The organism is Roseovarius carneus (assembly GCF_020141465.1).
Lineage (GTDB): Bacteria > Pseudomonadota > Alphaproteobacteria > Rhodobacterales > Rhodobacteraceae > Roseovarius > Roseovarius carneus.
On record NZ_JAHSPD010000001.1, the window covers coordinates 867,535 to 888,251 of the forward strand.

18 protein-coding genes are annotated in these 20,717 nt (G+C 62.7%); 12 read left to right on the top strand and 6 right to left on the bottom strand.

Annotated features, from left to right (window positions below; all coding sequences use genetic code 11):
• Nucleotides 1-14: 14 nt before the first annotated feature.
• Nucleotides 15-839, top strand: coding sequence for a 4-hydroxy-tetrahydrodipicolinate reductase (gene dapB, locus KUD11_RS04285; RefSeq protein ID WP_109386299.1), 825 nt, complete (start codon nt 15-17; stop codon nt 837-839).
• On the top strand, nt 826-1,827 hold the full coding sequence (locus KUD11_RS04290) for a lipoprotein N-acyltransferase Lnb domain-containing protein (RefSeq protein WP_224380146.1): 1,002 nt from the start codon (nt 826-828) through the stop codon (nt 1,825-1,827). Before dapB ends, KUD11_RS04290 begins: the two co-directional genes overlap by 14 nt.
• On the opposite strand, the gene KUD11_RS04295 is transcribed toward KUD11_RS04290, so the two are convergent.
• Nucleotides 1,828-2,961, bottom strand: a complete 1,134-nt coding sequence (locus KUD11_RS04295) for a pyridoxal phosphate-dependent aminotransferase (protein WP_109386297.1) — start codon at nt 2,959-2,961, stop codon at nt 1,828-1,830.
• 85 nt (nt 2,962-3,046) lie between these two features.
• Here KUD11_RS04295 and KUD11_RS04300 point away from each other — a divergent pair, with 85 nt between their 5' ends.
• Nucleotides 3,047-3,418, top strand: coding sequence for a dihydrodipicolinate reductase (locus KUD11_RS04300; RefSeq protein WP_109386295.1), 372 nt, complete (start codon nt 3,047-3,049; stop codon nt 3,416-3,418).
• A 10-nt stretch (nt 3,419-3,428) separates the two neighbouring features.
• Here the strand turns inward: KUD11_RS04300 and KUD11_RS04305 are convergent, their stop codons facing one another.
• On the bottom strand, nt 3,429-3,614 hold the full coding sequence (locus KUD11_RS04305) for a DUF1674 domain-containing protein (RefSeq protein ID WP_109386293.1): 186 nt from the start codon (nt 3,612-3,614) through the stop codon (nt 3,429-3,431).
• A gap of 64 nt (nt 3,615-3,678) precedes the next feature.
• Between KUD11_RS04305 and KUD11_RS04310 the strand changes: the two genes are divergently transcribed.
• From KUD11_RS04310 to KUD11_RS04340, 7 genes are all read left to right on the top strand, one after another.
• Nucleotides 3,679-4,959 (top strand): RsmB/NOP family class I SAM-dependent RNA methyltransferase, encoded by a 1,281-nt coding sequence (locus KUD11_RS04310; protein WP_109386291.1) that lies wholly within the window; start codon nt 3,679-3,681, stop codon nt 4,957-4,959.
• 105 nt (nt 4,960-5,064) lie between these two features.
• On the top strand, nt 5,065-6,804 hold the full coding sequence (locus KUD11_RS04315; RefSeq protein ID WP_109386289.1) for a heparinase II/III family protein: 1,740 nt from the start codon (nt 5,065-5,067) through the stop codon (nt 6,802-6,804).
• Nucleotides 6,805-6,836: 32 nt separating this feature from the next.
• On the top strand, nt 6,837-8,423 hold the full coding sequence (gene purH / locus KUD11_RS04320) for a bifunctional phosphoribosylaminoimidazolecarboxamide formyltransferase/IMP cyclohydrolase (protein WP_109386287.1): 1,587 nt from the start codon (nt 6,837-6,839) through the stop codon (nt 8,421-8,423).
• A gap of 39 nt (nt 8,424-8,462) precedes the next feature.
• Nucleotides 8,463-8,933 (top strand): signal peptidase II, encoded by a 471-nt coding sequence (gene lspA / locus KUD11_RS04325; RefSeq protein WP_109386285.1) that lies wholly within the window; start codon nt 8,463-8,465, stop codon nt 8,931-8,933.
• Nucleotides 8,934-8,985: 52 nt separating this feature from the next.
• On the top strand, nt 8,986-9,510 hold the full coding sequence (locus tag KUD11_RS04330; protein ID WP_109386283.1) for a DUF3035 domain-containing protein: 525 nt from the start codon (nt 8,986-8,988) through the stop codon (nt 9,508-9,510).
• A gap of 90 nt (nt 9,511-9,600) precedes the next feature.
• Nucleotides 9,601-10,932, top strand: a complete 1,332-nt coding sequence (locus KUD11_RS04335) for a M16 family metallopeptidase (protein ID WP_109386281.1) — start codon at nt 9,601-9,603, stop codon at nt 10,930-10,932.
• Nucleotides 10,929-12,242, top strand: a complete 1,314-nt coding sequence (locus tag KUD11_RS04340; protein WP_109386279.1) for a M16 family metallopeptidase — start codon at nt 10,929-10,931, stop codon at nt 12,240-12,242. Before KUD11_RS04335 ends, KUD11_RS04340 begins: the two co-directional genes overlap by 4 nt.
• Here KUD11_RS04340 and KUD11_RS04345 read toward each other — a convergent pair.
• Nucleotides 12,228-12,884, bottom strand: coding sequence for a 2-dehydro-3-deoxygalactonokinase (locus KUD11_RS04345; protein WP_109386277.1), 657 nt, complete (start codon nt 12,882-12,884; stop codon nt 12,228-12,230). The two genes, KUD11_RS04340 and KUD11_RS04345, sit on opposite strands and share 15 nt — an antisense overlap.
• A 5-nt stretch (nt 12,885-12,889) precedes the next feature.
• Nucleotides 12,890-13,306 (bottom strand): TIGR01244 family sulfur transferase, encoded by a 417-nt coding sequence (locus KUD11_RS04350; protein WP_109386275.1) that lies wholly within the window; start codon nt 13,304-13,306, stop codon nt 12,890-12,892.
• A gap of 121 nt (nt 13,307-13,427) precedes the next feature.
• Here KUD11_RS04350 and KUD11_RS04355 point away from each other — a divergent pair, with 121 nt between their 5' ends.
• Together KUD11_RS04355 and radC are read left to right on the top strand one after the other, a co-directional pair.
• Nucleotides 13,428-17,003 (top strand): hydantoinase B/oxoprolinase family protein, encoded by a 3,576-nt coding sequence (locus tag KUD11_RS04355; protein WP_109388245.1) that lies wholly within the window; start codon nt 13,428-13,430, stop codon nt 17,001-17,003.
• A 215-nt stretch (nt 17,004-17,218) separates the two neighbouring features.
• Nucleotides 17,219-17,986, top strand: coding sequence for a RadC family protein (radC, locus tag KUD11_RS04360; protein ID WP_109386273.1), 768 nt, complete (start codon nt 17,219-17,221; stop codon nt 17,984-17,986).
• A gap of 11 nt (nt 17,987-17,997) precedes the next feature.
• On the opposite strand, the gene KUD11_RS04365 is transcribed toward radC, so the two are convergent.
• Together KUD11_RS04365 and KUD11_RS04370 are read right to left on the bottom strand one after the other, a co-directional pair.
• Entirely contained in the window at nt 17,998-19,554 is a 1,557-nt protein-coding gene (locus tag KUD11_RS04365; RefSeq protein ID WP_109386271.1) for a phosphate ABC transporter substrate-binding/OmpA family protein, read from the bottom strand.
• 25 nt (nt 19,555-19,579) lie between these two features.
• On the bottom strand, nt 19,580-20,608 hold the full coding sequence (locus KUD11_RS04370; protein ID WP_146190853.1) for a hypothetical protein: 1,029 nt from the start codon (nt 20,606-20,608) through the stop codon (nt 19,580-19,582).
• Nucleotides 20,609-20,717 lie beyond the last annotated feature (109 nt).

Below are 20,717 nucleotides of genomic sequence, written 5' to 3' on the forward strand. Positions count from 1 at the left end.
TGGGAGAGACGGATATGACAGGCACACCCGGTATCACGGTCACAGGCGCGTCGGGGCGTATGGGACAAATGCTCATCCGCACGATCCTTGAGAGCGACAAGGCGCGTCTCGTGGGCGCGGTGGAGCGTGCGGGCCATGATTGGGTGGGCCGGGACGTGGGCGTTGCCATGGGCGGCACGCAGATCGGCGTGATCGTGACCGATGATGCGCTGGAGGCCTTTGCCCCGGCGCAAGCGATCATTGATTTCACCGCACCGGCAGCAACGCTGGAATTCGCGAAGCTCGCCGCGCAAGCCCGCGCCGTGCATGTGATCGGCACCACCGGCATGACGGATGAGGACCTAATGGCTCTCAAACCTGCCGCGCGTCATGCGGTGATCGTGCGGGCTGGCAACATGAGCCTCGGGGTCAACCTGCTGACGCAGCTCACCAAGCGTGTCGCGGCGGCGTTGGACGAGGATTTCGATATCGAGATCATCGAATCGCACCACAATCAGAAGGTCGATGCCCCCTCCGGCACCGCCCTGATGCTGGGCGAGGCGGCCGCAGAGGGGCGCGGCGTGTCCCTGAACGCGGTGTCCGACCGTGCGCGCGACGGGATGACCGGCAAGCGCACGCGCGGCGATATCGGTTTTCACGCCATTCGCGGCGGCGACATCATCGGTGAGCATGATGTGCTCTTTGCCGCTGCGGGCGAGCGGATCACCCTGCGCCATGTGGCCTCTGATCGGTCGGTCTTTGCGCGCGGCGCTTTGAAGGCAGCGCTTTGGGGGCAGGGGCGCGATCCGGGCGAATATGACATGCTCGATGTGCTGGGCCTGTCGGATGGCGCGCAGTGAGCGCCTGATGCTGAGTTGGCTGAACCGCTCAGCCTTTGGCCTTCTGGCCATGGTTGGGGGGCTTTGGGTTGCGACGGCGATCCTTTTTCATGTGGTAGGCACGGCGCAGGCGGGGGCACTTCTTGCGCTCTTTGCGGGGCTTGTGCTCGCGTGGCTCGGGCATCGCCGTGGCGCGCTTCTGGGATGGGCGGCACTGGGCGTGGGAGCGATAGCCGTGGCGCTCTGGTATCAGACATATCAGCCCAGCGCGGACCGCGATTGGGCCCCAGACGTGGCGCGTGGCGTGGGCGCGGACCGCGACGGCGAGATGGTCACTCTCCGCAACATCCGCGACTTTGAGTGGACCAGCGTGGACACCGCGACCGAGCGCTGGATCACACAAACCTACGATCTAGGCCAGCTTCAAAGTGTTGATATGATCACCTCGATCTGGGGCAATCCGAACATCGCGCATCTTCTGGTCAGTTTCGGCTTCAAGGATGCGCCCAACGTGGTCTTTTCCGTCGAAATCCGCCGCGAGCTGGGCGAGGTCTATAGCACTTTCGGCGGCTTTTTCCGCCAGTTTGAGCTGGTTCTGATCGCCGCGACCGAGCGCGACATTGTCCAGCTGCGCACCACCCAGCGCGAGGAGCAAGTCAGTCTCTATCCGACCGACCTCACGCCCGCGCAATTGCGCGATTTCTTCCTCGCCTATGTGGCCCTCGCCCAGAACCTTGAGGCAGAGCCGCGCTTTTACAACACGCTGACCGCCAATTGCACCACCGTGGTCTTCGGCCTCGCCAGAGCGGTCAATCCCGACCTGCCCCTTGATCCGCGCGTGGTCTTGTCAGGCGGTTTGCCCGAATATGTGGACGCGCTTGGCCTACTGCCCGGCGACATGCCGATAGACGAGCGCCGCACCAAAGCCCTCATCACCCCCCGCGCCCAGACCGCAAGGCCTCAGGATGATTTCTCAGCCGTAATCCGGGCGCAATCAGACGCGCAGTAACTAGCCGTTGCGCCCCAGATACGCGTCCATCGCCGCTAGCCCCTCGTCCAGACCCTTGCGGCCAAACCCGATGCGGAACCGGTCGGTGGGGGTCTCTCCAAGCTCCGAGGAATAGATCGTGCTGGGCAGGACCAGAACGCCCGCCGTCTCCACCATATCGCGCGCGAAATCATCAACCCCATCCGCACCCAGATAGCGGGGATAGCCCATGCAGGACCCGTCGGGCCGCGTCCATTCAAAGATATCCGCATGGCGCGCGAAGAACGCATCCCATTTCGGCAGGTTCTCCTCCACGATGGCGCAATTGCGCGCGATGATCCGGTCACGGGCTTTGAGCGCGATCCGCGCCAGACGCTCGCTTGGCCCCGAATTGCAGATCGAGATGTAATGCTTGAGCCGCTCCATCTTCGACAAAACCTCCCGGTCCTGACAGGCGATCCAGCCGACGCGCAGGCCCGGCAGCCCGTAGGACTTGGACATCACGCCAAGCGACAGCCCGCGCTCATATTCGTCCGCCACAAACGGCAGATGTTGCGCCGAAGCAGGCCCCAGCCCGTGAAAAATCTCGTCATGCAGGACCCAGATCCCATGATGGCGGCACAGATCAATCAACGCGCGATACCGCTCCAGCGGCAGGATCGCGCCGGTGGGGTTATGCGGGAAATTGATCGTCACCAGCTTCGTGTTGGGCCGGATCGCGGCCTTGATCCGGTCAATATCCAACGACCAGCCGTCCTCGGGGTCCAACGGCACGCCTGTCGCCTCGCAAATCGCCAATGGCATCGATTCGTGGCTTTGGTAGTTGGGTGTGACGACAATCGCATGATCGCCGCGTTCCAAAAGCACCGTGTTGGCCGCAAAAATCCCCTCACTGGCCCCGGCAAAGCACAGCACGTCCTCGGCGCTGCGTCCTGCATAGGTCCCGGCAATCTCAACCCGCAAATCCGGCGCGCCCCATGTCTCGGTATAGCCAAGCCACATGCGCTCGAACCCCTCACGGTCCTCGGCGCTCGCCATCGCCAGCAACTCATCCAGCCGCATCGCCTCAGCGTCCGAAGCCGTCATATGGTGGCGCGCGGTGAACTCCCACTTGGCGAAATGTGTCTCAAGACGGAAATCTGGCAACGCGCTCATTGAATCCTCCAAGGGCAGTCATAATACTGATCCAGCGGGGCCATCCCGCCGTATATATTGTGATATAGTTAATGGAAACGAGACCATGCGCCATCTTATTTCTCTTTGCATTGCCGCAGTTATCGCCCTGCCGCTTACGTTCTCCACGCCAGCCGCCGCGCAGGATTTCTCGACTGTGCAGCAAGAAGATAGCTTTGTGTCCCTCGTGGACGGGCGCAAACTGACACGGTTCGGCATCAATCTGGATGTGACGCCGGATGGGCGCATCATCGGGCGGGCGTTTGGCCGTGATGTGACCGGCGCTTGGAATTGGGACGCGGGCTATTTCTGCCGTGATCTTTTTTGGGGCGCGCGTGATCTCGGAGCCAATTGCCAGATGGTGAAAATTCAGGGCAACACGATCCGCTTTATCTCAGACAAGGGCACCGGGCAATTCGCCGATCTCCTGCTGAAGTAAGCGGCACCGCTCAAAAATCTATGGCGATGCCCTTTTTCTCCCAATCGCCATAGCGCACAGGCTCAGGCCCCTTGCGCCCGCCCAGTTCCTTGGGCATTTCCATCTCACCAGCCGCCTTGCGCCGCGCTTCGGCCTCGGCCAAGGCGCGTTGCGCAGCAGGCGGAAGATCGGCGCGGGGTGTATCGGGATCACTCATCGGCAGGGTTCCTTTATTCTCACCCTTCATATATCCCGACCCCGCAGTCCGGCAAGGAGCCTTCATGTCCACCCACTCTTCTTCCGCCCCCGCCCCTTCCGCGCGCCGCAGCGCCGTCTATCTTCTGGATCAGATCCTTGGCGAGAACCGCCTGATGTCCGAGCTTTTGGCCTCTGGCGCGCTCGACGCCCTGCCAGCACCCGAGCGGGCACGCGCACAGCGGCTTGCCACACAAACCCTGCGCGGGCTTGGCCGGGCGGATCACCTGCTCAAGCGTCACCTGCGCAAACCACCCCCCTTGCATGTGTACAACATCCTGCGCCTCGGCACGGTGGAGCTTTGCATGGGCGGGGATGCGCACGGCGTGGTCAATGATGCCGTAAACCTTGTGGCCGGGAACAAGCGGTTTGCCTCCCTCAAGGGTCTGATCAACGCCGTTTTGCGCAAAATGGCAGCCGATGGTCCTGCGGATTGGGCCAAGACCCACGTGCCACAAATGCCCAAATGGCTGCGCACGCCACTGGTCGAGGCCTACGGGATGAGCGCCGTCTCCAAGTTTGAGAACGCGCATTTCGCAGGCGCGCCGCTGGATATCACCGCCAAAGGCGACGCGTCCGCCGTGGCTGCCGCAGTGGGCGGCACGCTTTTGCCCACAGGCTCCGTGCGGCTGGTCGATGCGGGGCAAGTCAGCGCCCTTGCCGGTTTTGAGACCGGTGACTGGTGGGTGCAGGACGCCGCCGCCGCCCTGCCTGCCCGGATGCTGAACGTGCAGCCGGGCGAGGCTGTGCTTGATCTTTGCGCCGCACCGGGCGGCAAGACGCTGCAACTGGCTGCGGCCGGGGCCGATGTCACGGCACTTGATATCTCCGACACCCGGATGGAGCGCGTCACCGAAAACCTCGCGCGCACTGGGCTGACGGCACAAACCCTCGTTACCGATGCGCTTACCCATATGGGGCAGTATGACGCCATCTTGCTTGATGCGCCCTGTTCTGCCACCGGCACGATCCGCCGCCATGCGGACCTGCCCCATGCGCGTGATGGGGCCGAAATCAGCAGCCTGATCGCGCTGCAATCGGCGATGATTGACGCGGCCCTCGGGATGCTGAAACCGGGCGGACGGCTTCTCTTTTGCACCTGCTCGCTTTTGCCTGATGAGGGCGAATGTCAGGTTGATGAGGCCCTTTTGCGCCACAAAGGCCTGAGCGTGGATGCCTCTGCCTGCGACCTGCCCGGCGTGGACCCTGCTTGGAAAACCGAAGAAGGCGGCCTGCGCCTACGCCCGGATTATTGGCCCAAGGAGGGCGGGATGGACGGGTTCTACATGGCGCTCCTGCGCGGCTGACCGCTCCAAGCCCGGCTTTTTGACAATCTGCGGTGACTTGCCCGCACAGCCCGCGTATATTGCCCGCAACCGACGCCGACCAAGAGCGTCATGAGGCAGAGGCACATGGCAGATCAGGGCACACTCGCCACACAGTGGTCGCAGTATCTGAACCGGCTTCACGCCCGGCGCGCCGCCCGTGCGCGCCCTGCGACCGCGTTCGTATCCTCCCCCGAACCGCGCACGATCGGCAGCTATGCGCGTGGGCGACAGCTGAGCGCGGGCAATTACATGTTCGCAGGATCGCTGGTGCAGACACCCGGCACCTCGCTCTGGCAGATCACACCGCCCGACGCGATGTTCGAGGCCGAACTGCACGGCTTCGCATGGCTTGATGATCTGGCCGCATCAGGGGACGCCAAAGCGAGAGACTGCGCGCAGGACTGGCTCTGGGAATGGATCGCGCTTTACGGCGGCGGCAGGGGGCCAGGCTGGACACCGGACCTCACAGGTCGGCGCCTGATCCGCTGGATCAATCATGCGCTCTTCATGCTCTCGGGCATGCCGGGCGACGCCTCCGAGACGTTCCTGCGCTCGCTGGGCAGCCAGACGCTTTTTGCCGCCAAACGCTGGCAGGCCGCCGCCCCCGGCCTGCCGAGGTTCGAGGCCGTCACGGGCGTGATCTATGCGGGCCTCGCGCTGAAGGGGATGGACGCCCATATCGCCCCCGCCCTGCGAGGGTTGGAGCAGGCATGCGACGAACAGATCGGCACGGCCGGAATGCTGCCCACGCGCAACCCCGAGGATCTTCTGGAGGTCTTTACCCTGCTCACTTGGACTGCCGAGGCACTCATCGAGGCGGATGTGGAGCCCGGCCCCGCGCACCGCGCCGCGATTGAGCGGATCGCCCCCACATTGCGCACCCTGCGCCACGCTGATGGCGGGCTTGCGCGCTTTCATGGCGGCGGACGCGGGCTTGAAGGGCGGCTCGACACCGCACTCGCGGCGAGCGGTATCAAGACGGCCCAGCCCGATGGGCTGTCAATGGGCTATGTGCGGCTGAGTGCAGGGCGCTCGTCGCTCATCATCGATGCCGCAGCACCGCCCGCCGGGGCCGCAAGCACTGGGGCCCATGCCTCCACATTGGCGTTCGAGCTGACCTCCGGGCGCAGGCCCTTGATCGTGAATTGCGGATCGGGCGCCACGTTCGGGGTCGAGTGGCGGCGCGCGGGCCGCGCCACACCATCCCATTCCACACTGGTGCTTGAAGGCGAATCCTCTGCCCATTTGGGGCCGGACGGGCCGCAATCGGAATGGCTGGTGAACGGCCCAAAATCCGTGCCTATTCAGCTTAGCCAAGCCTCCGACGGGCTTCGCTTCGAGGGCGGGCATGATGGCTACGCCGCGCGCTTTGGCCTTGTTCATGCGCGCACCATCGAGATGACATTCGACGGGCGCGGCATCGCGGGCGAGGACATGTTGCTCTCAATGGAGCAAGCCCACCGCCGTCGCTTTGACGCAGCACTGGATGCCACGCAGCTCAAGGGCCTCAAATTCGCGGTGCATTTCCACCTGCATCCAGATGCGGATGCAGAACTCGACATGAACGGCGCGGCGGTCTCCATCGCCCTGCGCTCGGGCGAGATCTGGGTGTTTCGCACCGATGGGCGCGCTCAAATCAAACTCGAACCAAGCGTTTATCTGGAAAAATCCCGCCTGAAGCCGCGCGCGAGCCAACAGATCATTCTCACCGGCCGCGCGATGGAGTATGCGACACGCGTCAGATGGTCGCTCGCCAAGGCGCAAGATACCCCAATTGCCATTCGCGACCTTGCGCAAGACGGCCCAAACGATCAAGACACATGACCAAAGCCGCTTAAACCCGAAGGACCTGCCCCATGACCGAAACAGCCCCCATCCGCCGCGCCCTTTTGTCGGTCTCCGACAAGACCGGGCTGATTGATCTGGGACGCGCATTGTCAGAGCATGGCGTGGAGCTTCTCAGCACCGGGGGCAGTGCAAGGGCGCTCCGCGAGGCGGGGCTTGAGGTGCGGGACGTGGCCGAGATCACAGGCTTCCCCGAGATGATGGACGGGCGCGTGAAGACGCTGCACCCAATGGTGCATGGCGGGCTTTTGGCGCTGCGCGACAATCAGGGGCACATGGCCGCGATGGAGGAACACGGGATCGGCGCGATCGACCTGCTGGTCGTGAACCTCTATCCGTTTGAGCAGACCGTGGCGGCAGGTGCCGACTATGACACATGCGTGGAGAACATCGATATCGGCGGGCCTGCGATGATCCGAGCCGCAGCAAAGAACCACGGATTTGTCACGGTTGTGGTGGATACAGAGGATTACGCGCCCCTTCTGGCCGAGATGGGCGCGCATGGCGGCACGACATATGCCTTCCGCCAGAAGATGGCGCAGGCAGCCTACGGGCGTACCGCCGCCTATGACGCAGCCGTCAGCACATGGATGGCAGACGCGCTGAGCGATCCCGCCCCGCGCCGCCGCGCCGTGGCAGGTACGCGGGCGCAGGTTCTGCGGTATGGCGAGAACCCGCATCAATCGGCCGCGTTCTACACCGATGGCAGCGCCCGGCCCGGTGTGGCCACGGCGACGCAGCATCAGGGTAAAGAGCTAAGCTATAACAACATCAACGACACCGATGCGGCGTTCGAGCTTGTGAGCGAATTCGCGCCCGAGGATGGCCCAGCAGTGGCGATCATCAAACACGCCAACCCCTGCGGGGCCGCACGCGGTGAGACGCTCTTGGAGGCGTATAAACGCGCCTATGATTGTGACCGGACCTCGGCCTTTGGTGGGATCATCGCGCTCAATCAGCCGCTCGACGGGGCGACGGCGGAAGAGATCTGCCAGATTTTCACAGAAGTGGTGATTGCGCCTGAGGCAGATGCCGAGGCTATGAGTATTTTTGCCAAGAAGAAGAACCTACGTCTGCTTACCACAGGGGCGATGGCGGACCCGGCGGCGGCGGCGCGGACAATCCGGCAGATATCGGGCGGGTATCTGGTGCAAGACAAGGACAGCGGCGTGATTGGCGCCGATGACCTAAGGGTTGTGACCAAGCGGCAGCCGAGTGCTGCAGAGATGGCCGATATGCTTTTTGCGTGGAAAGTGGCGAAACACGTGAAGTCCAACGCTATCGTTTATGTGAAGGACGGCGCGACCGTGGGCGTGGGCGCGGGCCAGATGAGCCGCATCGACAGCTGCCGGATCGCCGCGCGCAAGGCCGAGGATATGGCCGAAGCGCTGGGCCTTGCTGAGACGCCCGCCAAGGGATCGGTCGTGGCGTCGGACGCGTTTTTCCCCTTTGCAGACGGCCTGATGGCAGCGGCGGAAGCGGGGGCCACGGCGGTGATCCATCCCGGCGGGTCGATGCGCGACGATGATGTGATCAAGGCCGCCGACGCGGCGGGCCTTGCGATGGTTTTGACCGGGATGCGCCACTTTCGGCACTAACGCGCCCCTTTGGGGCATAAGGCGCGCAAAGGAGCCCGCATGAGAACGCTAGCTTGGGTCGCCGTGATCATCTTCGTCGTGGATCAGGTCAGCAAATATTACATCATACACATGCTCGACCTGGCCACGGTCCGGGCGATTGATGTGTGGCCGCCCTATCTCAACCTGCGCATGGCGTGGAATTACGGGATCAATTTTGGCCTTTTGGCGACGGATTCGGACGTAACACGCTGGGTGCTGATCATTGTGGCGTTGATTATCTCGGGCGCTGTGATCTGGTGGATACGGCACGAACCGGGCGGGATTTGGCAAAATATCGCCGCAGGCTTTCTGGTGGGGGGCGCGCTGGGCAATGTGGTGGACCGGGTGTGGTACGGCGCGGTTGCGGATTTTCTCAACATGTCCTGTTGCGGCTTTACCAACCCTTATGCGTTCAATGTCGCCGATATTTCCATTTTCATCGGGGCGTTTGGGCTGGTCATATTCACCCCGGACAAAAAGCCCGCGTGACCTTGGCCCTGTCTTGCGGTAAAATGCCCTCAAGAGCAGGCAGGAGACTGGTATGAACATGCCCCGCAAAAGCATTATCGTTGGATTGGTCGCGCTTATGGCAGTGGCAGGGTGCGCCCGCGAGGGCAGTGATGTCCAGCTGACGCGCATCAAAAACGAGGGCACCGGCCCGGATGAATTCGCCGTGCTGCCCAGCAAGCCTTTGCAAGCCCCTGAAAGCTACTCCGCCCTGCCAACCCCTACGCCAGGTGGCGCGAACCTCGTGGATCGCAACCCCGAGGCCGAAGGGATCGCCGCCCTTGGCGGGCGCGCTGTCACAGGAACCGGGATCGCCGCGTCGGATGGTGGGCTGGTCAATCACACCCGCCGTTATGGCGTAACAGACAATATTCGCCAGACATTGGCCGCTGAGGATGTAGACGTGCGCCGCCGTCAGGGCCGCGTGAATATTCTCAATATCGGCCCGAATGACGACTACACCAACGCATATCGCCGCCAATGGCTGGACAGTCAGACCGAGCAGCGGCGCCTTCAGGCGCGTGGCATCGTCACCCCCGCCGCCCCACCGCCCGAATAGGCGGTTTCGCTCACATCATTGTCAGTGCGCTTGAATGCTGCGTGACGCGCCGTATCTAACTCGGCAGGCCATACACGTAGGAGCATATCCATGCGCAGCTTTCTGACCGCCCTTTTGTCGCTCGCCTTTTTAGCGCCCGCTGCCCATGCGGATGATCAGGTGACAAACTTCATGCTGGATAACGGGATGGAGGTCGTGGTGATCGAAGACACCCGCGCGCCCGTTGTGGTCCACATGGTCTGGTATCGCGCCGGATCGGCGGATGAGCCTCCCGGTATCTCAGGCATCGCGCATTACCTGGAACACCTGCTCTTCAAAGGCACCAAGACGATGGAGCCGGGTGAGTTTTCGTCCATAGTGGCCAAAAATGGCGGGCGCGACAACGCCTTCACCAGCTATGATTACACCGCCTATTTTCAGCGTGTGGCCGCCGACCGGCTGGAGCTGATGATGCGCATGGAAAGCGACCGTATGGTCAACCTTCAGATCAGCGACGAGGACATCGCAACCGAGCGCGACGTGATCATCGAAGAGCGCAATCAGCGTGTCGAGAATAGCCCCGGCGCGCTCTTTCGTGAACAACATAACGCGGCGCAATTTCTGAACCATCGCTACGGCGTGCCCATTATCGGCTGGCAGCATGAGATGCTCGGGCTGGGCCTGAAGGAAGCCAAGGATTTCTACCACCGTTTCTATGCCCCCAATAACGCCGTTCTCGTGGTTGCGGGCGATGTCCGCCCCGACGAGGTGCGCGCACTGGCAGAGACATATTATGGCGTGATCCCCGCCAACCCGGACCTGCCCGAACGCACCCGCCCACAGGAACCGCGCCAGATGGCCGAGCGCCGGATCGTCTTTGAGGACCCGCGCGTGGCACAGCCTTACGTCATGCGCTCTTACCTCGCGCCCGAGCGTGACAGCGGCGCGCAGGAAGAGGCCGCAGCCCTCAGCATCCTTGCCGACATTCTTGGCGGTGGCACCACATCCGTATTGACCCAGAAGCTGCAATTCGACACCCAAACAGCCGTGCAGGCGCAGGCGTGGTATCGCGGCCTGTCGCTGGATGACACGACATTCAACATGGTGGTCGTGCCAGCAGCCGGTGTGACCTTGGAAGAGGCCGAAGCCGCCATGGACGCCGCCATCGCCGAGTTCATGGAGACCGGCGTCGATGCCGCACAGCTGGAGCGGATCAAGAAACAGGTTTATGCCAGCGAAACCTATGCCCGCGACGATGTCAGCGGGATTGCCAACCGCTATGGCGCGGCTCTGACCTCGGGGCTGACGGTGGCGGATGTGCAGGCGTGGTCCGACACACTTCAGGCGGTCACCGCGGAGGATATCATGGCCGCCGCTGCCCGCGTCTTTGCCAATGAAAACTCAGTGACCGGCTATCTCAAAGCCCCGGAGGTGACCCAATGATCCGCTTCGCACTCGCCTGTCTGATCGCCTTCGCGGCGCTGCCCGCACGGGCCGAAATCAACGTGCAGGAGCTGACCAGCCCCGGCGGCACCAATGTCTGGCTTGTGGAGGATTCCACGATCCCTTTCGTGGCTCTTGAGTTGCGCTTTCGTGGCGGGGCAAGCCTTGATGCGGACGGCAAACGCGGCGCGACCAACCTGATGGTGGGCCTTCTGGAGGAGGGTGCGGGGGATCTTGACAGCCGCGCCTTTGCCGAGGCGACCGAAGCTCTGGCCGCCGACTTTAGCTATAACATCACCGATGACAGGATCGCCATTTCCGCGCGGTTCCTAAGTGAGGATGCGGAAGCCGCCATCGCGCTGCTGCGCAAAAGCGTCGTCACGCCCAATTTCGATCACACCTCGCTCGACCGCGTGCGCGCACAAATCCTGTCGATCATCGCCTCAGACCTCAAAAACCCCAGCGCCATCGGCGCCGCCGCGTTCAATGAGCTTGTCTACGGCGCGCATCCCTATGGCAGCTCCGAGAACGGCACGGTGGAGAGTGTTACGGCCCTCACACGCGAGGACATTCAGGCCGCCCATGCCGCCGCCATGACCCGTGATCAGCTCTATGTCAGTGCCGTGGGTGACATCGACGCGGAAACCTTGATGACCCTCGTCGACAAGCTCACCGAAGGCCTGCCCCAAAGCGGCGCACCCTTGCCCGGCCCGGCGGATGTGAACCTGCCCGGCGGTGCTCTGGTCGTGCCCTATGATACGCCGCAATCGGTGGTGATGTTCGCCCAAAGCGGCATCGAGCGCGACGATCCCGATTTCTTCGCCGCGTTCATCCTCAACCAGATTCTGGGCGGTGGTGGGTTCGAGAGCCGCCTGATGCAGGAAGTGCGTGAGAAACGCGGGCTGACCTATGGCGTCTACTCCCTCCTCGCCGATAAGGAGGGCGCGCAACTGATGATGGGCAGTGTGGCCTCCGCCAATGACCGCGTGGCCGAGGCGATTTCCGTGATCAAGGACGAGTGGACCCGCCTGGCCAAAGAAGGCGTGAGCGCCGAAGAGCTGGCCGATGCCAAGACCTATATGACCGGGGCCTACCCGCTGCGCTTTGATGGCAACGCCAATATCGCGAATATCGCCGTGGGGATGCAGGTCGAGGGCCTGCCCACCGATTACATCGCCACACGCAATGACAAGGTAAACGCCGTCACGCTGGAGCAGATCAACCGCGTCGCGGCAGAGCTGCTGAACCCAGATCAGCTTACCTTTGTTGTCGTCGGACAGCCCGAAGGCCTGCCCTCAACCATCAACTAAGAGACCGCTGGACTTGGCCAGTCTCACAAGGCCCCGCTGCGTCATCGCGGCGGGGTCTTTGGATTTGACCGTAGCACCCTGCTGACTGAGCGCGCTCTCCCAATCCGCGCCACACAGGTTCAGAACCTCCATGCCGAGCCAATAAGGCTTTGCCGCCGCAAGCTCCGCCCCAATCAAATGCCCGGAGATTGCCGCCACGTCCCCGGCCAAATCCGCCCGGTGGAGCTGCGCAGCCAAGCGCTCAGGCCGCGAAAGCGTATCGGCCAGAGCGCCCGCATCCATGCCAGCCGCCCTCAGATCCACCATCAATCCCGGTGTGACGCTTCCCTGAAAGCTGACGATCTCATCGGCGCTGACATGCACCCAATAAAGCCGCCGGAGATCACCTGCGAGGACAACCCCGTCCCATTGCACATCACCGTCCAAAGCGCCGACCACCTGCACCCGCACCGCTGCTGGAAGCCGGTCCAATGGGGCGGCCTGAGACACGCCCGTAGGGCCGCAGAGAGCACACGGCACCCCGCCGCCCATCCCGCCAACCTCCAGCATCGGTGCCCCTTCGGGCAAACGCTCGGCGGGCGCGGCGCGCGCACCCTCAAAGGCCAGCACGCCCACACCTTCGATCACAGCGCCCCAAAGCAAGGGCCTCAGCCCCGGCTCATCTGCGCTACAAGGCCCCGCATGTCATATCCCGCCGCTTCCGTTGCGCGCAGGATCTCCGCCTCGTCCACCTCGCCATGTTTCGCAATCGTCCAAAGCATGGTGCAGCGCGTCCCGCTCCGACAATAGGCCAGCACGGGCTGCGGCAGACCGGCGAGCGCTGCCTTGAAATCATCCACATCCGTCTCGCGCAGCATCCCCGACACGATTGGCACATTGCGAAACTCCAGCCCAGCCGCCTGCGCCGCCGCCTCAATCGCGGTGCAGTCGATCTGGCCAAATTCCTCCCCATCGGGCCGGTTGCACAGGATCGACCGAAAGCCCGCCCCGGCAATATCCGGCACATCCTCGGGGCTGATCTGTGGAGAGACGGAGAAATGGTCGGAAATCTTGCGCAGGTCCATGGTGGGGCTCCTTTTTCTGCGCCCATACTGACGCCAAATCGCAGTCCTTTTCAATGCCGGTGCGTTGACAAATCCGCAGGCCCTGCCAAACCTGATCCGTTCAAAAGGGGAGGCCGCGAATATGTCAGGCGCATGGGAATTCTGGATCGACCGGGGCGGCACATTTACCGATATCGTGGCCCAGGACCCCGGTGGGGCGATCCACACCCACAAGCTTCTGTCGGTGAACCCCGAACGCTATGCCGATGCTGCCGTGCAAGGTATCCGCGACGTGATGGGCGTTACGGGCGATTTCGCTCCCGGCTCCATCCGCGCGGTCAAGATGGGCACGACCGTGGCCACCAATGCCCTGTTGGAGCGCAAGGGCGAGCGGGTTCTGCTGATGATCACTAGAGGGTTCCGCGACCTGCTGCTCATTGGCTACCAAACCCGCCCGCGCCTCTTTGATCTGCATATCAAACGCCCCGACCTGCTCTATGAGGACGTGGCCGAGCTTCATGAGCGTCTGGATGCGTCGGGCCAAGTGGTCAAACCGCTGAATGAGGCACGCGCGCGCGCAGATCTGCAAGCGGCCTATGATAGTGGCATCCGTGCCGTGGCCATCGCAGGCCTGCATGCCTATCTCAACCCCGCGCATGAGGCCCGCGTAGCCGAGATTGCCCGCGAGATCGGTTTCACCCAAATCAGCACAAGCCATGAGGTCTCCCGCCTTGCCAAACTGGTCGGGCGGGGCGACACCACGGTGGTGGACGCCTATCTCTCGCCGATCCTGCGCCGCTATGTCGATCTGGTGGCGGGCGCGCTGGATCTGGGCACCGCCTGCGAGACGCTCCTCTTCATGCAATCAAGCGGTGGCCTCACCGAGGCGCGCCGGTTTCAGGGCAAGGACGCGATCCTCTCGGGCCCCGCAGGCGGCATCGTCGGCATGGTCCATACCGGCGAGGCGGCAGGCTTTGATGCGCTCATCGGTTTTGACATGGGTGGCACCAGTACCGATGTCAGCCACTATCACGGCGCGTTCGAGCGAAGCTTTGAGACCGAAGTGGCGGGCGTGCGGATGCGTGCGCCGATGATGGATATTCATACCGTCGCGGCTGGCGGTGGCAGCATCTGCACCTTCCGGGATGGCCGTTTTCAGGTCGGACCCGAAAGCGCTGGCGCCGATCCCGGACCCGCCTGCTATCGCAGGGGCGGCCCGCTGACCGTAACCGATTGCAACGTCATGCTGGGTAAGCTCACCCCCGATCATTTCCCTCATGTCTTTGGTCCAAACGCGGATCAGCCGCTTGATGCGGATGTCGTGCGCACCAAGTTTGCCGCACTGGCCAAGGAAGTCTCGCAAGAAACCAGCGAGGCCCCCCGGACGCCCGAGGATATGGCCACCGGCTTTCTGCGTATCGCCATCGACAACATGGCCAACGCGATCAAGAAAATCTCCGTGCAGCGCGGCCATGACGTGACCCGCTATACCCTGCAATGCTTTGGCGGCGCGGGCGGGCAACATGCCTGCGGTGTGGCCGATGCACTCGGCATGCGCCGTGTTCTCGTCCATCCCTATGCGGGCGTGCTCAGCGCCTATGGCATGGGGCTCGCCCCCATCACTGCCATGCGCGAGGCACAGATTGACCTGCCTCTGACGCAGTATGATGAGACCCTAACACTGCGCAAAACGCTCATTGATGAGGCGATGGCCGAAGTCACCGCCCAAGGCGGCACCGCCCCCACCGCCCAAACCGAGCTGCACCTGCGGTATGACGGCTCGCACCAGACCCTGCCCGTGCCCTCAGACGCGCCCGATCCAAAAGCCGCCTTTGAGGCTGCGCATAAACAGCGCTACGGCTTCACCTCACCCGCCCGCGATATCCTGATTGAGATGATCTCCATCGAGGCAATAGGCGCCATCGGCACGCCCGCGCCCCTCACACCCCAAAACGGCAATGGTGCCCCCAAAGCCCATACCGAGATGTATGCGGATGCCAAATGGCAGAACGTGCCCATCCATGACCGCGAGGCGCTCGACCCCACAGCCACGATCCAAGGCCCCGCCATCATCACCGAGCTTACAGGCACTAACATCATCGAGCCTGGCTGGGCCGCCCATGTCGATGCCCACGCCAACCTTATTATTGAGCGCATGGACACGGCCCAAACCGCCCCTTCGGCCACCGCAAAGGCCGACCCCGTGCTGCTGGAGGTGTTCAACAACCTCTTCATGTCCGTAGCCGACCAAATGGGCGCGACCCTCGCCAACACATCTTGGTCGGTGAATATCAAGGAACGGCTCGACTTCTCCTGTGCCATTTTCGATGCGGCGGGCGATCTGGTCGCCAATGCCCCCCACGTGCCCGTTCACCTCGGTTCCATGTCCGACAGCGTCCGCACCGTGATGCGCCTGAACCCTGATGTGCGGCCCGGTGACGCCTACATGCTCAACTCGCCCTATAATGGCGGCACGCATCTGCCCGACGTCACCGTAATCACACCCGTCTTTGTTGCCGACAAACCCGTCCTCTGGCTTGGGTCACGCGGCCACCATGCGGATATCGGCGGACGTACCCCCGGCAGCGCACCCCCAGACAGCACCCATATCGACGAGGAAGGCGTGCTGATCGACAACGTGCAACTGGTCGACCAAGGCACGTTCCTTGAGGCTGAGGCCGAGGCGACACTCGCCACCGCCAAATACCCCTGCCGCAACATTCCGCAGAACATGGCCGATCTCAAGGCGCAGGTCGCCGCGAACGAGACCGGGCGGCAGGAGCTCGTGAAGGTGATCAACACCTACGGGCTGGACGTGGTGCAGGCTTATATGGGCCATGTGCAGGACAATGCCGAGGCCAGCGTGCGTGCGGTCTTGGGCAACCTGAAGGACGGGCATTACGTCTACCCGATGGATATCGGCACCCAGATCGAGGTGCGTGTGACCGTGGACCAGGACGCGCGCGAAGCCGTAATTGATTTCACCGGCACCTCGCCGCAGCATAGCGGCAATTACAACGCTCCACGGTCCATCTGCGATGCGGTCGTGCTTTATGTTTTCCGCACGATGGTAGGCGCGGATATCCCCCTGAACCAGGGCTGCCTCAAGCCGCTGCGCATCATCGTGCCCGAAGGCTCCATGCTCAACCCCGTCCGCCCCGCCGCCGTAATCGCGGGCAATACGGAAGTGAGCCAAGCCGCGTGCAACGCGCTCTATGGCGCGCTTGGCGTGTTGGCGGGCAGTCAGGCGACGATGAACAATTTCGTCTGGGGCAATGATGATTTCCAGAACTATGAGACGATCGCGGGCGGCACTGGTGCCGGCCCGGATTTCAATGGATGCGACGCGGTGCAGAGCCACATGACCAACACCCGCATGACCGATCCGGAGATCTTGGAAAAACGCTTTCCCGTGCGGTTGGAAAGCTTTGGGATTAGAGACTGTTCCGGCGGAAAAGGGCAATATCGCGGTGGGCATGGCGTGCTTCGCGAGATGCGGTTTCTGGAGCCTGTCACGGTGACAACGCTCTGCTCACACCGCATCGTGCCGCCCTTTGGGGTGGATGGTGGAGCGCCGGGCGAGGTGGGCCTGAACTGGGCTGTGATGCCGGATGGCACACGGTGCGACATGCGCGGCAATGACGAGATTGACCTGCCATCGGGCGCGGTGTTCGGCATGGCCACACCCGGCGGCGGGGGCTGGGGCAAAGTGGGTTAGCCGCGCATCAACAGACCGCGGGCTGGTGAACCGGCAGAATTGAGATGCACTTTATGGTAGCCAAGCCAGTCCAATCTCTGTTGAGCGCATGAGTTGTCTAATCACCAGCCCGTTCGGGCGGTCTGGTGATGCGCGGCGGCCTATCGGCCTTGATTCCGCGCAGCAGCGCATTCACTTTAACGTTGTATTAACCACGCGCACGCAATCCTCACCCCATGTCAGGATTCTCCCAGTTCTCCGAGGCCCCGATGCCTCTGTTCTCTGCTGATGAGGCAGAGCCCGTCACCCCGCGCGCACCGGGCGCGCCCCAACCCTCCTATATCCGCGACCACCGCCGCCGCCTGCGCGAACGGTTCATGGTGGGCGGCGCGGGGGCCATGCCCGATTACGAGCTGTTGGAGCTTGTCCTCTTCCGCGCGATCCCCCGTAAGGACGTGAAGCCCCTCGCGCGCGCATTGCTCGACCAGTTCGGGGATTTCAACGGTGTGCTCTCCGCCCCGCCTGCACGGCTCAGCACGGTCTCCGGCGTGGGCGATGCGGTGATCGCAGAGCTGAAGATCATCGAGGCCGCCAGCCACCGGCTTTCGCGCTCCAAGGTCTTGCGGCGGCAGGTGCTCAGCTCATGGGGCGCGCTTGTTGACTATTGCCACACCACCATGGCGCACCGTGCGACCGAGCAGTTTCGTATCTTCTACCTCGACACGAAAAACACCCTGATCGCGGACGAAGAACAAGCGACTGGCACCGTCGATCACGTCCCCGTTTACCCCCGCGAAGTGGTCAAACGGGCGTTGGAGCTAAACGCCTCCGCGCTCATTCTGGTGCACAATCACCCCTCTGGCGATCCCACACCATCCGAGGCGGATATCACCATGACCCGGCGGGTGCAGGACGCGGCAGAAATCATGGGGATCACCCTGCATGACCATCTCATCATCGGAAAATCTTGCGAGCTGAGCTTTCGCAGCGAGGGGTATCTCTAGACCAGCGCGCCTTACCGGACCCAGACCTCGACCCGGCGGTTGGCTTTGCGGCCCCATTCGCTGTCATCACAGGCCATCGGCATCGCCTCACCAAACGCTTCCGTGGAAAGCGACAGTCTCTCCATATTTGCAGTCTCAGCAGCTGTCACGACCGCATCTCGCACCGCGGCCGCCCGTCTCAGTGCAATTCGTTGATTGACCGCAGCCGCACCTTCCCCATCCGAAAACCCGACAAAAACAAGCCGTCGCCCATCGTAATACCCGCTCTCAAACGCGCGGGCGAGCTGTGCGATATTCGAGCGTGATTGCGCATCCAGACGCGCCGATCCCGCCTCAAACCGAAAAGTGGTGGTGAGCCGTTTCAGCGGGCTCAAAACCTCCACCATCCGCTGCAAATCCTCAAGGCTCACATCCTCACCAGCCCGCAACACGGCATTGGCAAAGCGATCTCCCTGGGAGTTGATCTCAATCTCTTCGGGGAGCTGGTCAACAAACCCGGCGCGACGGATCACCAACTGCGCGGCAGGCTCCAGGGTAAAGGCGAGAAATTCACGGATCAGCTTGGGAAAGCGCCGGGCGGGCATGTAGAGAAACATGGGCGCGGTCAGCGGATAATCCTCGGTCTTCACGGCGCGGCGCGTGGCTTGCTTCGCAAACCCACACGCCCCCGTCAGCGCAAGCTCGAAGGTCAGCCCCATATCGGATCGGCTCCCCACGCCCAGCGCAAAGGGATCACCCGCCACAGCCTCAGTCAGGGACAGGCTATCGGCATGGGTAAGCGCGCCCTCGGCAAAGCCCTCGCGGTCCAGCAACATCCGTTGCTGCGTGGACTGGCCAAGCCCTGTTGATGGGTCATGCACATGCACGGCAATGGGCGCATCGGGGCCACCAAGATCGACCCAATTGTCGATTGTCCCAGCCAGAACAAGGTTGAGATCAGGGGTGGAAATTGTGGTCACCGCACTGCCCGCTGCAACCACAGGGACCAACGCATCAAGTGCCAGAACCCGGCTGCGCCGCGCATCCGTAAGATCGCCCAGTCCCTCCTCACGCGCGCGCGCGGCCTCATCACGGCTTACCTCGCGCAGGGACATGACCATGTCGGCCTCACCCACCAGAAGATCGGCAAAGCCTTCGTCCGTGTTGGTCAGATGAAAGTAAAACCGCCCGCGCGGCTGCCCGTTTTCGGGATCGCTCAGTTCATAGACAAAGCGTGTGTCCGAGACATTCTCCCGCTCAAGATCGAGCCCTTCGCGCAGGGCAAACGCCTCTATCAGCGCGGGCATCAGGACTCTGCCAATCGTCGGCGCGCCCGAGAGGCGCAGCTCTGCCACGAACGCCGAGAGGTTCGGACATCCCGGCCCGTCACACAGCACGCCCGAGCCATCCACGGTCAACTCGCCATAGATCGTATCAACGCGGTAAAACTCCCCGTCATAGCCCAGAAGGTTGCCGGATATCTCGACCGCACCATCGCGTGAGGTCAGCGTGACATCCTGCCCAAAAGCAGTAAGGGCAGAGCCCAAAAAGAAAAGTGCGGCGAAAATCGCCGCACGTAAGACAGCCATGACTGCCCCCTTGAAATGTTGCGGATCAGTTCCGCGCGAGTGTCAGGTCATTGAGCAAGTTTTTCAACACCAGAAACTCACCAACCGCATCGCAATCGGGCATCGCAAGGGTCACGTCCTGCACTTTGAGCACGCCGGACTGATTAAGCTGTAGGGATTGGGCCTCAATATCGCGCCCGCAATTGGCCTCGGTGATCGCAGCCTCGACGTTGAGGGCCACATCACCGTCCTGTCCGGACATGCCGGCGGGGAAAGTATAGACCTCCGCCAGAAGCGCCTCGGGCAGGGCGGAATCACCCAAACGGGTCATGAAGCCGGTATTGCCCGTGGCAGCAGCAGCGGCATCACGTGGCGCGTCTGCCGACACATGCCCGTCCGTGCCATAATCCGCGCCAAATTCAAGCGCATGAAGGGCGACACCAAGGTCGTCTTTCCATTGCACAACGGCTCGCTCATAGGCACCGAGCGAGGTGACCTCAGCTGTGGCAACAGCGCCTTCGCCATTGGGGAAGGCGACGATGAAGACAGCATTGCTCGACAAGGCGGGGACCAGCATTTCGGCAGAGCCGCTTTCATCTGTTACTTGGCTGAACATCATGCCGTTGTGGTGCAGCGTGAAGCGTTCGTTCGGCATGCAGGTCACATCGAGCGAAAGGGTCACCATCGCACCGGCAAAGGGTTCGGCGCTCAGAAGATATTCGCACGAGAACGTCGGCACGGCCTCTTCCTGCGGCAGGTCTGCGGCAGGCGGTGGGGTCGTGTCGAGCGCGGCCGGGATCGCCTCGGGCATGGGGAGGGGCTCAGGCATGGCCGCGGGAGGTGCAGGCATGGCCGCAAGCGGCACAGGGGCCGCCGCCGTGATGGTAATCTCCTCCAGAGCGACCTGACCTTCGGGTAGGGCGTCTGCGGCAGTCTCTGCGGGGATGGGAGCAGGCGGAGCCACTTGCGCAGCTTGCATCACAGGCGCGGACGTGCCGGATTGAATGAAATGGCCCGCACCCAGCGCGATCGCCAGCGTGCCGCATCCCAGTGCGATCATCTTGATCTTATCCATACCTACATTCCCTCAAATAAAATTGGGTCAAAGCAGAAGGTAGGTGGCAATCTTGGCAGTGATGTGACCGTTATGGGGTGAATTCGGGCCACTATGAGGCAGCCCGAAA

What these genes read in the sequence shown, in the direction of transcription:
- KUD11_RS04330 (WP_109386283.1), top strand. Translation starts at nt 8,986, where the DNA reads ATGAACATGCCCCGCAAAAGCATTATCGTTGGATTGGTCGCGCTTATG.
- KUD11_RS04370 (WP_146190853.1), bottom strand. Translation starts at nt 20,608, where the DNA reads ATGGATAAGATCAAGATGATCGCACTGGGATGCGGCACGCTGGCGATC.
- KUD11_RS04335 (WP_109386281.1), top strand. Translation starts at nt 9,601, where the DNA reads ATGCGCAGCTTTCTGACCGCCCTTTTGTCGCTCGCCTTTTTAGCGCCC.
- KUD11_RS04365 (WP_109386271.1), bottom strand. Translation starts at nt 19,554, where the DNA reads ATGGCTGTCTTACGTGCGGCGATTTTCGCCGCACTTTTCTTTTTGGGC.
- KUD11_RS04310 (WP_109386291.1), top strand. Translation starts at nt 3,679, where the DNA reads ATGTCCACCCACTCTTCTTCCGCCCCCGCCCCTTCCGCGCGCCGCAGC.
- lspA (WP_109386285.1), top strand. Translation starts at nt 8,463, where the DNA reads ATGAGAACGCTAGCTTGGGTCGCCGTGATCATCTTCGTCGTGGATCAG.
- KUD11_RS04350 (WP_109386275.1), bottom strand. Translation starts at nt 13,306, where the DNA reads ATGGACCTGCGCAAGATTTCCGACCATTTCTCCGTCTCTCCACAGATC.
- purH (WP_109386287.1), top strand. Translation starts at nt 6,837, where the DNA reads ATGACCGAAACAGCCCCCATCCGCCGCGCCCTTTTGTCGGTCTCCGAC.
- KUD11_RS04340 (WP_109386279.1), top strand. Translation starts at nt 10,929, where the DNA reads ATGATCCGCTTCGCACTCGCCTGTCTGATCGCCTTCGCGGCGCTGCCC.
- KUD11_RS04300 (WP_109386295.1), top strand. Translation starts at nt 3,047, where the DNA reads ATGCGCCATCTTATTTCTCTTTGCATTGCCGCAGTTATCGCCCTGCCG.
- dapB (WP_109386299.1), top strand. Translation starts at nt 15, where the DNA reads ATGACAGGCACACCCGGTATCACGGTCACAGGCGCGTCGGGGCGTATG.
- KUD11_RS04355 (WP_109388245.1), top strand. Translation starts at nt 13,428, where the DNA reads ATGTCAGGCGCATGGGAATTCTGGATCGACCGGGGCGGCACATTTACC.
- KUD11_RS04290 (WP_224380146.1), top strand. Translation starts at nt 826, where the DNA reads ATGGCGCGCAGTGAGCGCCTGATGCTGAGTTGGCTGAACCGCTCAGCC.
- KUD11_RS04295 (WP_109386297.1), bottom strand. Translation starts at nt 2,961, where the DNA reads ATGAGCGCGTTGCCAGATTTCCGTCTTGAGACACATTTCGCCAAGTGG.
- radC (WP_109386273.1), top strand. Translation starts at nt 17,219, where the DNA reads ATGTCAGGATTCTCCCAGTTCTCCGAGGCCCCGATGCCTCTGTTCTCT.
- KUD11_RS04305 (WP_109386293.1), bottom strand. Translation starts at nt 3,614, where the DNA reads ATGAGTGATCCCGATACACCCCGCGCCGATCTTCCGCCTGCTGCGCAA.
- KUD11_RS04315 (WP_109386289.1), top strand. Translation starts at nt 5,065, where the DNA reads ATGGCAGATCAGGGCACACTCGCCACACAGTGGTCGCAGTATCTGAAC.